The sequence below is a fragment of the Thetidibacter halocola genome (genome assembly GCF_018224955.1).
In the GTDB taxonomy this organism is placed as follows: Bacteria; Pseudomonadota; Alphaproteobacteria; order Rhodobacterales; family Rhodobacteraceae; genus Thetidibacter; species Thetidibacter halocola.
On the sequence record NZ_JAGTUU010000001.1, the window covers coordinates 710,262 to 725,290 of the forward strand.

Annotated in this window: 9 protein-coding genes; 7 read left to right on the forward strand and 2 right to left on the reverse strand. The window is 68.3% G+C overall.

Features of this window, described 5'->3' with window-relative positions; translation table 11 throughout:
• Positions 1 to 17: 17 nt before the first annotated feature.
• The 6 genes from KB874_RS03185 (at position 18) to ptsP (ending at position 12,747) form a co-directional block, all read left to right on the forward strand.
• Positions 18 to 6,491: a M10 family metallopeptidase C-terminal domain-containing protein gene (locus KB874_RS03185; protein ID WP_212535085.1), complete on the forward strand. Its 6,474-nt coding sequence runs from the start codon at positions 18 to 20 to the stop codon at positions 6,489 to 6,491.
• Positions 6,492 to 6,561: 70 nt separating this feature from the next.
• Positions 6,562 to 7,797 (forward strand): 3-deoxy-D-manno-octulosonic acid transferase, encoded by a 1,236-nt coding sequence (locus KB874_RS03190; protein WP_212535086.1) that lies wholly within the window; start codon positions 6,562 to 6,564, stop codon positions 7,795 to 7,797.
• A gap of 51 nt (positions 7,798 to 7,848) precedes the next feature.
• Positions 7,849 to 8,274 (forward strand): DUF1178 family protein, encoded by a 426-nt coding sequence (locus KB874_RS03195; protein WP_212535087.1) that lies wholly within the window; start codon positions 7,849 to 7,851, stop codon positions 8,272 to 8,274.
• Positions 8,275 to 8,339: 65 nt separating this feature from the next.
• On the forward strand, positions 8,340 to 8,978 hold the full coding sequence (locus tag KB874_RS03200) for an SDR family NAD(P)-dependent oxidoreductase (protein ID WP_212535088.1): 639 nt from the start codon (positions 8,340 to 8,342) through the stop codon (positions 8,976 to 8,978).
• Between the two features lie 123 nt (positions 8,979 to 9,101).
• Complete coding sequence (locus tag KB874_RS03205; protein ID WP_212535089.1) at positions 9,102 to 10,340, forward strand: aspartate kinase; 1,239 nt, start codon at positions 9,102 to 9,104, stop codon at positions 10,338 to 10,340.
• Between the two features lie 166 nt (positions 10,341 to 10,506).
• Positions 10,507 to 12,747 carry a phosphoenolpyruvate--protein phosphotransferase gene (gene ptsP / locus KB874_RS03210; RefSeq protein WP_212535090.1) on the forward strand — a complete coding sequence of 747 codons (2,241 nt, stop codon included), beginning with the start codon at positions 10,507 to 10,509 and terminating at the stop codon, positions 12,745 to 12,747.
• Between the two features lie 273 nt (positions 12,748 to 13,020).
• Here ptsP and KB874_RS03215 read toward each other — a convergent pair whose 3' ends face one another.
• Both KB874_RS03215 and KB874_RS03220 read right to left on the reverse strand, forming a co-directional pair.
• Positions 13,021 to 13,791, reverse strand: a complete 771-nt coding sequence (locus tag KB874_RS03215; protein WP_212535091.1) for an EcsC family protein — start codon at positions 13,789 to 13,791, stop codon at positions 13,021 to 13,023.
• Between the two features lie 55 nt (positions 13,792 to 13,846).
• Positions 13,847 to 14,383: a GNAT family N-acetyltransferase gene (locus KB874_RS03220; protein WP_428849222.1), complete on the reverse strand. Its 537-nt coding sequence runs from the start codon at positions 14,381 to 14,383 to the stop codon at positions 13,847 to 13,849.
• A 36-nt stretch (positions 14,384 to 14,419) separates the two neighbouring features.
• On the opposite strand from KB874_RS03220, the gene KB874_RS03225 reads away from it, so the two are divergent.
• Positions 14,420 to 15,025, forward strand: coding sequence for a flavin reductase family protein (locus tag KB874_RS03225; protein ID WP_212535092.1), 606 nt, complete (start codon positions 14,420 to 14,422; stop codon positions 15,023 to 15,025).
• The last annotated feature ends 4 nt before the right edge of the window (positions 15,026 to 15,029 follow it).

Sequence of the window (15,029 nt, forward strand, 5' to 3'; positions counted from 1 at the left end):
CCGCAAGGAATTTCGACATGATCACGCAATCCCAGCTGTTGTCGCTGGCCGACGGAATTGACCAGTCGCTGAACACCACGCAGGGCCGCATCGCGGCCGAGGTCCTGGCCGAGAGTTTCCCGCTGATCGCCGATGGCATGGCGGATGCCGCGCAGGCCGGCGAACAGGCGCTGGAGGCGACGCGCCGCCTGGCCGAGGCGCTGCATGACGCGCTCACGCTGCTCGCCGCTGCCACCAGCCAGACCGAACAGGCGGTCGAGATCCAGTTGAACACGGCACTGGCCAATGCCGGGTTCCAGGGCACGGCGCTGTCGGTCACGGTGGTGGGCGACGAGGTGCGCATCAGCCTCGCGACCGACGCCTTCGGCAGCTATGTCCAGGACCTCGCCCCCGACCTTGGCCTCGGCCAGTTCGGCCTGGCGGGCGGCGGCACCGGGACGCTGGAGACCGTGTTCGGCTTCGACATGGATTTCGCCACCGATTCCTCGGGCTTCTTCATCGACACTTCGGCGGCGGCGGAGATCACAATCGACCTGGCCCTGTCGGACACGCTGTTCGACCAGGTGCTGAACATCAACGGGCAGGATTTCGTCTCGGCCGATGCGGGAACGACCTTTGTCGGCAGCATCGCCATCGACATCCAGGCGGCCGCGAACCGGCTGGGCACCGCGCAGGTGGCCAGCGCCACGATGGACGCGACCCTGACCGGCAGCGCGGGCGTTCAGGTGGGCCTGACCGCCGCCGACCAGGGCGCCATGAGTCTGCCCATCGGCGCGACCCTGTCGGTGGACTGGGATTTCGACGCCGCCGAGATCGACCCGTTCGATACCAACGCTGGCTTCGGCGACCGGCCCGACGTGCGCTTCGACACCGTCACCATCGGCCTTGGCGATTTCATGGAAGATTTCGTCGCCCCGCTGATCGAGCGCATCGACCAGCTGCTGGAACCGATCCGCCCGATCCTGACCGTGCTCACGACCTCGATCAAGGTGCTGGAGGATTTCCCCGGCCTCGGCAGCCTGTTCGATGTCACCAATGACGGCAAGGTCAACCTGCTCGACATTCTCAAGGTGCTGTTCCCGTCGACGAACTTCACCGCCGTGAACGCCATCGTCGACCTGGCCGAGCAGGTCGTGTCCTGGGCGGATTTCCTGGCCTCGACCGGCTTTGCCGATGGCGAACTGATCCTCGGCGACATCGACCTTGGCAATATCGACATCCGCCTGCCCAGCTTCGACCTCGACTCTGTCTCGGGGCAGCTGGCGGGGATCGCCGACAACCTTCAGGACGTGCTCGACACGCTGTCCGGCGCGGGCTGGGACACCGCGGATGGCGGCAGCGGCGATACCGGCCTCGATATCCTGCAATCCATCGTCGACAACGACATCTTCGACCTGCCGGTGCTGGACGATCCGACGCAATGGATCAACCTGATCGTCGGCAGGCCTGCCGACCTGATCTATATCGACCTGCCGGAACTGGTTCTTGGCGACCGCAGCGATCCCATCGAAATCCTCTCCCTGCCGATCATCCCGCTGGTCTTTCTCAAGGTGACGGCCGCGGTCGAGGCGGTCATCAACTTCGACTTCGGCTTTGACACGCGCGGCTTGCTGGACCCGGCGCGCCCGGCCATCGACGGCTTCTACATCGTCGATCTGCCCGACGAGTCCGAGATCACGCTCTATTCCTCGATCGGGCTGGGCGTATCGCTGGACCTTCTGCTGGCCGAGGCCTATGGCGGCGGCGACATCGCGGGCGAGATCGAGCTGGACCTGAACTCGGGCAGTACCGAAGGCAAGCTCTACTACGACGAATTCATCGCGGCGGTGAATTCCAACCCCTTCGCGATCTTCGACGCCTCGGGCTCGATCACTGCGGGGTTCACCGCCTATGTCGACACGCTGTTCGGCGAGATCTGGCGCTGGGAAAGCCCGCGCATCACGCTGGGCGGCTTCGGCTTCGACGAGACGGGGACGGCCGTGGTCGGCACTGTCTCGGGCGGGACGCTGACACTCTTTACCGGTGGACGGGCGGATCAGCGCACGAACGGCGCGCTGATCGGCGACGTGGCCGAGATCATCACCATCGCGCCCAAGGTGACCGGCGGGATCGCGGTGACGGTCCTTGGCATGTCGCAGGAATTCACCGGCGTCACCGACATCACCGGCAACGGCCAGACCGGCGACGACCAGCTTGTCGTCGACCCGACGCTGGTCATCCCGGTCAACTTCTGGGGCGGCGAAGGCAATGACGGCCTGTCGGGCGGCGCGGGCGACGACACGTTCTTCGGCGGCTTGGGCGACGACGCGCTGATCGGCAATGATGGCGACGATTCCCTGACCGGCGCCCTGGGCGACGATTATCTCGAGGGCGGCGCCGGGGCCGACACGATCAACGGCGGCGAAGGCAACGACTGGGTCAGCTATCGCACCAGCGACGCGGCCGTGGATATCGACCTGTCCGCAGCCACCCAGTCGGGCGGCGATGCGCAGGGCGACGAGCTGTTTGCCATCGAGAATATCGACGGCAGCGAGCACGGAGACAGCATCGTGGGCTCGCAGGGCGCCGGCAGCTTCTTTGGCCGGGGCGGCGACGACCTGATGACCGGCGGCACCCACGTGCAATACCTGTTCGGCAATGATGGCGACGACACGATGGAGGCCTCGGTCGCGGGCAGCGTTCTGGCAGGCGGCGAAGGCGACGACCTCTACATCGTGCGCGCTGCAGGGATGCTGGTGGGCGAGAATTTCCTGTCCGAGATCGCCGCAGGATCAGACAGCGGCCATGACAGCGTCGAGGCCTATGTCAGCATCGACCTGCGCGGCACCGACGAGCACATCGAGGACATCCAGCTTTTCGGGTCGGCCCTGACCGCCCATGCCAACGGCCTGGACAACCTGATCGAGGGCAACAGCCGCGACAACGGTCTTTACGGCTATGGCGGCGACGACACGATCCGCGGCTATGCCGGCAAGGACACGCTGTATGGCCATGACGGCAACGACCTGCTGGCGGGCGGCGACGGCGATGACGAGTTGCGCGGCGGTTCCGGCGACGACATCCTCAACGGCCTCGATGGCGAGGACAATCTCTTCGGTGACGACGGCGACGACACGGTCACGGGCGGCTTCGGCTTTGACACGCTGCGCGGCGGCGCGGGGGCCGACGAGCTGCTGGGCGGGTTCGACGCGGATTTCTACATCGTCGACAGCGACGACACGGTCTACGAGATCAACGGCGGCGGCATCGATTTCGTCTGGGCGGACGAGGATCACGCCCTCTTGGCTGGGCAGGAAATCGAGGTCCTGTCGGCCTATTCCTGGGAGGGGATCCTTGCCGCGATCACCGCGACGCTGATCAACGACACCCGCACGGGATACGAGGGACTGGCCCAGTTGATCGGCGTGAACGGTATCCTCGGCGCCACGCCGACCGTGGCGCTGACCGGTAACGAACGCGCGCAGCTGATCATCGGCGAGACCGGCGACAGCGACATCGTCGCCTTCCGCAACGTGCTGGAGGGGATGGATGGCGCCGACACGATCCTGGGCGACGACCGGGACGACGTGGCGCAATACCTGGCCTCGGACGCCGCGGTGCAGATCGACCTGTCGCAAGAGATCCAGTCCGGCGGCCATGCCGAGGGCGATCGGCTGATCCGCATCCACAACATCATCGGCTCGGCCCATGACGACACCATCCTGGGCGAGGATGCCGCCGCCTCGGGCGGCGCGATCCCGGCCGCCGACAACCTCTTCGAGGGGCGTGGCGGCAACGACCTGCTCGAGGGGCTCGACGGGTTCGACACGCTGCTGGGCGGCTGGGGGGCCGACACGCTCAAGGGCGGCAACGAAGACGACGACCTGCAGGGCGAAGGCGGCGCCGACAGCCTCGAGGGCGGCAACGGCAACGACACGCTGGACGGCGGCGCGGGTATCGACGTGCTGGATGGCGGGGCCGGAGACGACCTCTATTACGTGACGCTGCTGGACGACATCTTCGATTCCTCGGGCGACGACACGGCCATCGCAACCACCGACTACACGCTGAACGCGGGGGCCGAGGTCGAGCGGCTGGAGGCCTCGACCGACACCGACGACGACCTGATCCTTTTCGGCAACACCTTTGCCCAATGGATCGCGGGCAATGCGGGCGACAATTTCCTGCATGGCGGCGCCGGGGCCGACACGATCCAGGGCCGCGCGGGGCAGGACACGGCGGGCTACACCCTGTCGCTGGCCCCGGTCGATGTCGACCTGAACCGTGCGGTGCAATCGGGCGGCCACGCCGAGGGCGACGAACTGATCGGGATCGAGAACCTCTCGGGCTCGGGTTTCGGCGACGTGCTGGTGGGCCTGACCACGGTGCGCGGCGACGGGCTGGAGGACAACCGCCACGCGGGCCTGGCGGGCGACGACTGGATCGAGGACACGATCGGCACCAACACGCTCGAGGGCGGGTTCGGCGACGACACGCTGGTGGGCAGCGGCACCGAGGCGCTGGTGGCGGGCGCAGGCAGCCTGCTGCTGGGCGGCGCGGGCAACGACAGTCTCGATGCCGGGGTCTCGACCAACACGGGCGGCGACACGCTGGCGGGCGGCATGGGCGACGACATCTACCGCGTGACCTCGGCGGGCGACGTGGTGGACGAGAACTGGGCCGGCGACATCGCCGAGGGTGCCGATGGCGGGCACGACACGCTCATCAGCGACGTGACCGTCTGGAACATGGAGACCCCCGGCCAGGCCAGCATCGAGGATGCCGAGCTGGGCCTGGGCCGCGACCTTCTGGCCAACGCGCTGGACAACCACGTCACCGGCAACGACCTCGACAACGATCTGACCGGGCGCGAGGGCAACGACACGCTGCTCGGCCGGCTGGGCAACGACACGCTGCGCGGCGGCCTGGGCGACGACAACCTGAATGGCGGCGCGGGCGACGACCAGATGATCGGCTGGGCGGGCGACGACCTCTATATCGTCGACTCGGCGGGCGACGTGGTGATGGAGGCGGCGGGCAACGGCACCGACACGGTGCGCTCCAGCGTCGATCACACCCTGGCCGACGAGGTCGAGGTGCTGGTCCTCACCGGGACCGACGACATCGATGGCACCGGCAACGCGCTGGACAACCGGCTGGAGGGCAACACGGGCGCCAACCTCCTGAGCGGCGGCGAAGGCAACGACACGCTCAACGGTGGCGCAGGGGTCGACACGCTGCGCGGCGGGTTGGGCGACGACGTCTTTGCCCCCGAGGGGCTGGACGAGATCGACAGCATCACCGGCGGCGACGGCATCGACCTGCTGGACATGACGCTGCACACGGGCGGCGCGCTGACCGCCGACCTCGCGGCAGAGACCTATACCGTCGGCGGCCCCGGCGGGGTGCAGACCATCCGCAGCGTCGAGAACATCATCGCCACCGGCGAGGGCGACGCGGTGACCGGAAACGAGGCCGCCAACCGCTTCGAGGGGCGCGCGGGCGCCGACACGATGGCGGGTGGCGCGGGCGACGACTGGCTCGACGGAGAGGCGGGGACGGATTCGCTCGATGGCGGTGACGGCAATGACACCATTCTTGGCGGCAATGGCCACGACACGCTGTTCGGCCGGGCGGGCGACGACTCGCTGCTGGGCGGCGGCGGCCGCGACGAGATCCGTGCCGGCGACGGGTTCGACAGCCTCTATGGCGAGGACGGCGACGACTGGCTGATCGGCGGCAACGACGCCGACTTCGCCGAGGGCGGCACGGGCGACGACACGCTCAGCGGGAATGACGGCAACGACAATCTGATCGGCGGCGAGGGCAACGACCTGTTCTACGGCGGCAGCGGCAACGACACCCTGACCGGCGAGGCCGGAGACGACACCGCCTATGGCGGCGGCGGGCGCGACCGGCTGACCGGCCTCGACGGCAATGACACTCTGTTCGGCGGCAACGGCCAGGATTCGCTGTATGGCGGCGCGGGCACCGACAATCTGGTTGGCGGCGGCGGACAGGACCTGATTTTTGGCGGCGACGAGGACGACACGCTCTTGGGACAGGCCGGGCGCGACACACTGTTCGGTGGCGCGGGCGACGACCTGCTGTCCGGCGGGACCGAGGCCGACAGTCTGACGGGCGGCGACGGCGACGACAGCCTGCATGGCGGCACCGGGCCGGACGTGCTGACCGGCGGCATGGGGGCGGATGTCTTCGTCTTCAGCACGGTGGCCGACAGCCCGCCGACGCAGGCCGACCGGATCACCGATTTCGAGACCGGGATCGACCGGATCGACCTGGCCGCGATCGACGCCGATATTGCTACAGGCACTGACGACTCCTTTGCTTTCATCGGCACCGGCGCCTTCACTGCCGCGGGGCAGCTGCGCTTTGGTACCAACGGCACGGACGGGCTGTTGCAGGGCGACGTTGACGGCGACGGGAACGCCGACCTGTCCATCCTGCTCGAAGGCGTGACGGCACTGACCCCCGGCGATGTAATCCTTTGAGGCAGCCGGGCACCTTGCCAAGCGCCCCCTGCCCGGCCTATGCCCGCGCCATCCCGACCGGAGCCGCGTCTTGCCCCTGTATCGCCTGCTCGTCAGCCTCTTCGCCCTTGTCGTGGCGGTGGGCGCCCTGCGCAAGGGCGGCTGGCCGATGCTGAGCGCGCGACTGGGCCTGATCGCCCCGGAGAAAGACGCCCCGCATGTCTGGTGGCATGGCGCGTCGAACGGGGAATTGTCCTCGGCCCGCCCTGTCCTGACCCGGATCGTGCAGCAAAGGCCCGATCTGCATGTCCTGGTGACCTGCAATTCCGACACCGGGCAGGCGCTTGTCACCGGCTGGGGCCTGCCCCGCGTCACCGCCCTGCCCGCCCCGGTCGACCTGTCCCGGGTCACGGCACGGGTTCTGCGGCGCTGGCGGGTGGTGGCGCATGTCGCTCTGGAATCCGAGATCTGGCCGCATCGGTTCCTGCAATGTCGCGGCCCGGTGATCCTGCTGGGTGCGCGGATGCGGCCCGGCACCGCACGGGTCTGGCGGACTCTGCCTCGCCTGGCCCGCCGTGTCCTGTCATGCTGCACGCTGGTCTCGGCGCAGGACGCCGCCAGCCTCGACCGGTTGCGCGCCCTGGGCCTGCCCGAGAATGCCATCGGCCCGCTGACCGACCTAAAGGCACTGTATGATCCCGCCGCGGCGCCCATGCCGGATGCTGCGTTACAGGCGGCCTTGCCGCGCGCGCAGACCTGGCTCGCGGCCTCGACCCACGAGGGCGAGGAGGAAACCGTGCTGGAGGCCCACCGCCTCGCCCGCGCGGAACAATCCGACCTGCGCCTGATCCTGGCCCCGCGTCATGCCGCGCGCGGCGACGCGGTCGAGGCAATGGTGCGGGGCGCAGGGCTGGGCGTCGCCCGCCGCAGCCGGGGCGAGGCGCCGGGGGCCGCAGCGGTCTACCTGGCTGACACGATGGGCGAGATGGCGCTGTGGTATCGGCTGGCCGGACGGGTCTTCATCGGCGGCACGCTGACCGACCGGGGCGGTCACACGCCCTACGAACCTGCGGCCTTCGGCAGCGCGCTGATCCACGGGCCGGACGTGGCGAATTTCGCCGACCCCTTCGCCCGGCTCGACGCCGCCGATGCGGCACTCCGCGTGACGGATGCGGCCGAACTGGCCGAGGCGCTGGCACGCCTTGCACAGCCGGAGTCGCAGGCACAGGCCGGCGCCCGTGCGGCCGAGGCGCTGCGCACCGGGACGGATGTCGAAACGCTATGCAACCTCGTGCTGGAAACGCTGCCGGCGTTCAGGGAAACTTGAACCCTGCCGTGGCATGGTTATGTTCCATGCAACACAATGCGGGCAGCAGGGATGATCCGATACAACCTCAAATGCGCCGAGGGCCACGGCTTCGATAGCTGGTTCCAGTCGGCTGGTGCCTTCGACAGCCTCAAGGCGTCGGGTCACCTGGCCTGCGCGGTCTGCGGCACATCCCAGGTCGAAAAGGCGTTGATGGCGCCCCGCGTCGCCGCCTCCGAGACGGCCGAACCCGAACGCCCCCTGTCGCAGCCCGCAAGCCCCGCGGAGCAGGCGCTGGCCCGATTGCGCGCCCATGTCGAGGCCAACAGCGACTATGTGGGCCGCGATTTCGTGCGCGAGGCGCGCGCGATGCACCTTGGCGAGACACCCGAACGCCCGATCTGGGGTGAGGCCCGCGGCGACGAGGCCGCCGCCCTGGCAGACGAGGGCATTCCCATAGCCCCCCTGCCCTTCACACCCAGCCGCAAGAGCAACTGACCCCGCCTCTGGACGCCGCGCGCCCCGGCGCTACGGTAGCGACGAGCAGAGCAAGGGGACAGGACATGACCATTCTCATCACCGGTGCGAACCGGGGTATCGGTGCGGCGCTGGCCGCGGAACTGGCCGGACAGGGCCACAACGTGATCGGCACGGCGCGCAGCGGTGACTGGCCGCTCGAGGTCACAGACCCCGCCTCGCACGCGGCGCTGGCACAGCGGCTGGCAGGCAAGCCCGTCGAGGTTCTGGTCTGCAACGCCGGCGTCTATGCCGACAAGGGACAGAGCCTCGAGACCGGCTATCCAGCGCAGATGTGGGCCGACACCTTTGCCGTGAACGTGACCGGCGTCTTCCTGGCGGTGCAGGCGCTGCTGCCCAACCTGCGCGCGGCCAGGCGCCCGCGCATCGCGATCATCTCCAGCCAGATGGCTTCGGACACCAAGGCGCCGGGCGGGTCCTATATCTACCGCGCGTCCAAGGCCGCCGCGCTGAACCTGGGCCGCAACCTCGCCGCCGACCTCAAGCCACAGGGCATCGCCGTAGGCATCTACCACCCCGGCTGGGTGCGCACCGACATGGGCGGGTCTTCGGCGGATATCGGCACCAACGAGGCGGCCAAGGGCCTGGCGCAGCGGCTCGACGACCTGTCGCTGGCAATAACCGGATGTTTCCAGACCTGGGACGGGCGCGACCATCCCTATTGAGGCGCCGCGCGCGCACGCCCATTGAGGCGCCAAGGGCGCAGGCCCGGCCTGCGCCAACACGCCGCCCTTGCCCTTTTCCCCGACCCCGCGTAAGCCACGCGCGATCTGACCCGGGGAAATGTCATGCCCGTTCTCGTGATGAAATTCGGCGGAACCTCCGTCGCAACGCCTGACCGCATCCGCCGCGCCGCCAAGCGCGTCGGCGTCGAGGTGGCCAAAGGCTATGACGTCATCGTCATCGTCAGCGCCATGGCCGGCGAGACCAACAAGCTGGTCGGCTATGTCGACGAGATCTCTCCGCTTTTCGACGCGCGCGAATACGACGCCGTGGTGAGCTCGGGCGAGAACGTGACCGCCGGCCTGATGGCACTGACGCTGCAGGAAATGGACGTGCCCGCGCGCAGCTGGCAGGGCTGGCAAGTGCCGGTGCAGACCACCGACGCCCATGCCAATGCCCGGATCGAAGCCATCCCCAGCGACAACATCAGCCGCAAGTTCGCCGAAGGCATGAAAGTGGCCGTGGTCGCCGGGTTCCAGGGCATCAGCCCCGAGGGCCGCATCACGACTCTGGGCCGCGGCGGCTCGGACACCACCGCCGTCGCCTTTGCCGCCGCCTTCGACGCGGAACGCTGCGACATCTATACCGACGTGGACGGCGTCTACACGACCGACCCGCGGATTTGCGAAAAGGCCCGCAAGCTGGATCGCATCGCCTTCGAGGAGATGCTGGAACTGGCCTCGCTGGGCGCCAAGGTGCTTCAGACACGCTCGGTCGAACTGGCGATGCGCTACAAGGTCAAGCTGCGGGTGCTGAGCAGCTTCGAGGAAATGGACGACGCGGCCGGGACGCTGGTCTGCGACGAGGAGGACATCATGGAAAACAAGGTCGTGGCCGGTGTGGCCTATTCCCGCGACGAGGCCAAGATGACGCTGGTCTCGGTCGCGGACCGTCCCGGCATCGCCGCCGCGATCTTCGGCCCGCTGGCCGAAGCGGGCGTGAACGTGGACATGATCGTACAGAACATCGCCGAAGAGGGCCGCACGGACATGACCTTCTCCTGCCCGACCAATCAGGTGGCGCGGGCCGAGAAGGCGATGAACGACGCCAAGGCATCGGGCGCGATCAACTTCAACGAACTGGTCGCCGATACCGGGGTGGCCAAGGTCTCGGTCGTCGGCATCGGCATGCGCAGCCATGCGGGCGTCGCCGCCAAGATGTTCAAGGTGCTGGCCGGCGAAGGCATCAACATCAAGGTCATCACCACATCCGAGATCAAGATCTCGGTCCTGATCGACCGGAAGTACATGGAACTGGCGGTGCAGGCGCTGCACGACGCGTTCGAACTGGAAAAGGCTGGCTGATCAGGGCCTTCCGGAGCACAGTTGCGGCACGGCTCGAGCAAGCCGTGCCTGTTTTCTGCCTGCGATGCAGGCTAGAGCAGGAAGGTGGCACAGGCGCTGCGCGCTTGCCCTTCCCCTGCGCCACCGATCTCGCCTATAGGTGGCACTGGGAGATCGAGAGGGCGAAATGCCGAACGGACTGGAATCGGAAAGCCGCAAGCTGCTTGGCCGGTTGCGCGACACGATGGCCGAAGAGGCCGCGGGTCAGGCGCGACTGGACAAGATCACCCATCTCACTGCCGACTCGATGGGCAGCGAGGTCTGCTCGATCTACCTGTTCCGCGACGAGAACACGCTGGAACTCTGCGCCACGCAGGGTCTCAAGCCCGAATCCGTGCACGAGACGCGGATGAAACTGGGCGAGGGCCTGGTGGGCCGTGTCGCCCGCACCGGGCAACTCATCAACACCGCAGACGCGCCATCGGAACGCGGGTTCCGCTACATGCCCGAGACCGGCGAGGAAATCTATTCCAGCTTCCTCGGCGTGCCGATCCAGCGGCTGGGCGAAAAGCTGGGCGTGCTGGTCGTGCAGTCCAAGGAGGCGCGGCGCTTTACCGACGACGAGATCTATGCGCTCGAGGTCGTGGCGATGGTGCTGGCCGAGATGACGGAACTTGGCGCCTTCGTCGGCGAGGGCGCGGCGCTGAAGGCGCGCCACACCCGCCCCGTCATGCTGCGCGGCACCACCGGGCAGGAAGGCGCCGCCATGGGCCATGTCTGGCTGCACGAACCGCGCGTCGTGGTGACGAAACTGGTGGCCGACGATCCCGAAAGCGAAAGCCGGCGGCTGCGCGACGCGGTGGACAAGCTGCGCATCAGCGTCGACGAGATCCTGGCCGGCGCGGGCGAGGACGGCGAACAGGTGCAGGTGCTCGAAGCCTACCGGATGTTCGCCAATTCCAAGGGCTGGCTGCGCCGCATGGAAGAGGACATCGCCCGCGGTCTATCGGCCGAAGCGGCCGTGGAAAAGGAACAATCCACTGCCCGCGCGCGGATGGAACAGGTCACCGACGCCTACCTGCGCGAGCGGCTGCACGATCTCGACGACCTCAGCAACAGGCTGCTGCGCATCCTGACCGGACAGGGCAAGGAGACCGGCAGCGAGATGCCGGAAAACCCGATCCTGATCGCGCGCAACATCGGGCCGGGCGAATTGCTGGAATACGGCCGCAACCTGCGCGGGATCGTGCTGGAAGAGGGCTCGGTCGGCAGTCACGCGGCGATTGTCGCCCGCGCGCTGGCGATCCCGCTGGTGGTCCATGCGGAACGCATTATCAACGAGGCGCTGAACGGCGACCGGATCATGATCGACGGCGATCAGGGCATCGTGCACCTGCGTCCCGACGAAAGCGTCGCCTCGGCCTTTCGCGACAAGCTGGCGATGCAGGCGCAGGCGCTGGAACGCTATGTCTCGATTCGCGACGTGCCCTGCGTGTCGGCCTGCGGCCAGCGGGTCGAGTTGTTCATGAACGCGGGCCTGATGGCCGACCTGCCTTCGCTGGCCAGTTCCGGCGCCGAGGGCGTGGGCCTGTTCCGCACCGAGTTGCAGTTCCTTGTCCGCAACAAGATGCCGACCCGCACCGAGCTGGCCGCGCTCTATGCGCGGGTGCTGGACGCGGCGCAGGGCCGGCGCGTGGTGTTCCGCACGCTCGACATCGGGTCGGACAAGGTTCTGCCCTATATGAAACCGCAGGACGAGCCCAACCCGGCGCTGGGCTGGCGGGCGATCCGCGTGGGCCTCGACAAGCCCGGCGTGATGCGGATGCAGTTGCAGGCGCTGCTGCGCGCCGCCAAGGGCCGGCCTCTGTCGCTGATGTTTCCCTTCGTTGCGCAGTGTGACGAGTTCACCCGCGCCAAGGCTGAGATCGACAAGGCGCTGGCGCGCGAGCGCAAGCTGGGCCATGTCCTGCCAGAGCGGCTGGAAGTCGGAGCGATGCTGGAAACCCCCAGCCTCGCCTACGCCTCGAAACGCTTTTTCGACGAGGTGCAGTTCCTGTCGGTGGGCGGCAACGACCTGAAACAGTTCTTCTTTGCCGCCGACCGCGAAAACGAGCTGGTGCGTCGCCGCTACGACACGCTGAATGTCAGCTTCCTGACCTTCCTGGAAAACATCGTCGACCGCTGCGAGGCCTCGGGCACGCAGCTGAGTTTCTGCGGCGAGGACGCGGGCCGGCCGATCGAGGCGGTCTGCCTTGCCGCCATCGGGTTCCGCGCCCTGTCGATGCGCCCCGCCTCTGTCGGGCCGGTCAAGTCGCTGATCCTGCGCACCGATCTGCGCGCCTTGCGAAAGGTCATCCACGCGGTCCGCGACGCCGGTGAGCAGAGCGTCCGCCAGGCGGTGATGGAGCACCTGCGCGGCGCCGACTGACAGGTGCGAAGGAAACGCCCGGCAGCGGCGTTCTGCCGGCCACCGGGCGCAAGTCTGCTCAGTTTTCTGGACCGCGATCCTTTTGAACCGCGGCACCACACGCGCCTTTGACACGCAGGCGGGCCCTGTCTGATCCGGCGGGCGGGGGCGCTCGCGTTTTGCGCGCGTCCCCGCCCTGTCAGTTCTTGAGATACGGGCCTTTGCGGCGGGTCGTTTCGGACTCCGCACGACTCGTTGATACAGGCTTAAGGTTAATCGCAGGTTAAACGCGGATCACGAGGCATCCGACAGCGGCAGGGTTTCCGCACGGCGGCGCAGCTGCTGCCCCAGTTCGTCGAAGGGCAGGCCGCTTTCCTCGGACAGGCGGCGCAGGCCGAACACGACCCCCGCCATGTCGCGGTAATACCCGGCATAACTGGCGTTGACCGCCGCCCCCGTGGCGGCGCCCAAGACCGGCACGGCGCGGGTGGCCAGGCTGCGCCCGATCAGCGCCGCCACGCGCGGCGCCACCATGCCGATGCCGGCGCGCACGCTGGCCCCGGTCAGCGTCAGACGCGTGGCGAGAAAGCCCAGGTCGGCCCCGTCGCGCCCGGCTACCGGCCCCTCTGCGGCAAAGGCCAGCAGGCAGTCGCGCCGTGTCTGCATCTCGTCCGGGTCATAGCCATGCGCCCGCGCCTGCCCCTGCACCACGCGCGCCATCAGCGTCACGGTGACCGGCAATTCCACCAGCGCCGAGGGCAGTCCGCCAAGGCCGCCCAGCGCCCCTGCCGCCGCCAGCGAGGCGGTATCGGCCCAAGGGTGACGCGACAGAATACCCTGGCTGGCCGAAGCCGCGTCCATCGCGCGTTCCAGCGCCTTCGCGGTCAGGCGTTCCAACTGTTCTTGTGTGCCCTGCGGCAGGCGGGAAATGGCGCGCTCGGTCGGTCTGTTGATCAGGCCGATCACCTTCAACCCGGCATTCCCGGCCCCGCTCAGTCGTCGCGCCAGCGCTTCCAGCGCGGCGTCCAACTCGGCCCCGTCGGTGCAGATCACGGCATCGGCCATCGGTGCGCCCCTTCCATCCCTTGCCGGACAAAGGTGGGACTGCCGGGCGCCGCGATCAAGCCTCTTGTTGCCAGGAGGTGACTTCTCCGGTCACGCCGTCCCAGGCGCCGGGTCGCAGTGCGAAGCCCAGCACGCGGTCCGGGTTGGTCGGCGGCGGCATCACCACCCCGTCCAGGCGTTCGAACCCGAACCGCGCGTAATAGGGCGCATCGCCCACCAGCAGCACGCGGTCCTCGCCCAGTTCCTCGGCCCGCGCCAGCGTATCCCGGATCAGCGCCGCGCCCAGCCCCTCGCCCTGCGCCGTCGGGTGCACCGCGACCGGCCCCAGCAGCAGCGCCCGCGCGCCGCCTACTCGCACCGGCCAATACCGGATCGCGCCGCCGATCATCCCCTGCGGATCACGCGCCACCCGGCACAGCGCCGCCACCGGCGCCACGCCCTCGCGAAGCCGGTAGGAGGACAGCAGTGTCCGCCCCGGCGCAAAGCAGGTGTCGTAAAGCGCCTCGACCTCCCACCAGTCGTCGGGCCGTTCGTCCGATAGCGTAAACAGCGCGCAACCCCCCGTGCATTCCGGCGCGATGCCGCCTATCACGGGGGCGACAGACGCGCAAACAGCAAGGAGACGGGCATGTTCTACCGCCCCGAAGACGGCCACGGCCTGCCGCACAACCCGTTCAACGCCATCGTCACGCCCCGGCCCATCGGCTGGATCAGCACGCGCGGCGCGGACGGCCACGACAACCTCGCGCCGTATTCGTTCTTCAACGCTGTCGCCTACGTGCCGCCGCAGGTCATGTTCGCCTCGACCGGCGCCAAGCCCGACCGCAGCGGCACCAAGGACAGCGTCGAGCAGATCCGCGAGACCGGCGTGTTCTGCGTCAACGTGGTGGAATACGCGATGAAGGACGCGATGAACCAGACCTCGGGCGCGTGGGAGCGCGACATCGACGAATTCGCCCTCGCCGGCATCGACAAGGCCGAGTGCGAGACCATCCCCTGCGCCCGCGTGGCCAACGCCCCCGCCAGCCTCGAATGCAAGCTGACGCAGATCGTTCAGTTGCCCGGTGCCGCCAATTTCGTCGTCTTCGGCGAGGTCACAGGCGTGCACATGCGCGACGATTGCCTGAAGGACGGCACGTTCGACGTGCTCAGCTTCAGCCCGCTCGCGCGCATGGGCTACAAGGATTACACCGTGGTGCGCGACAAGTTCGCACTCGCCCGCCCCGGCGAGTGACACT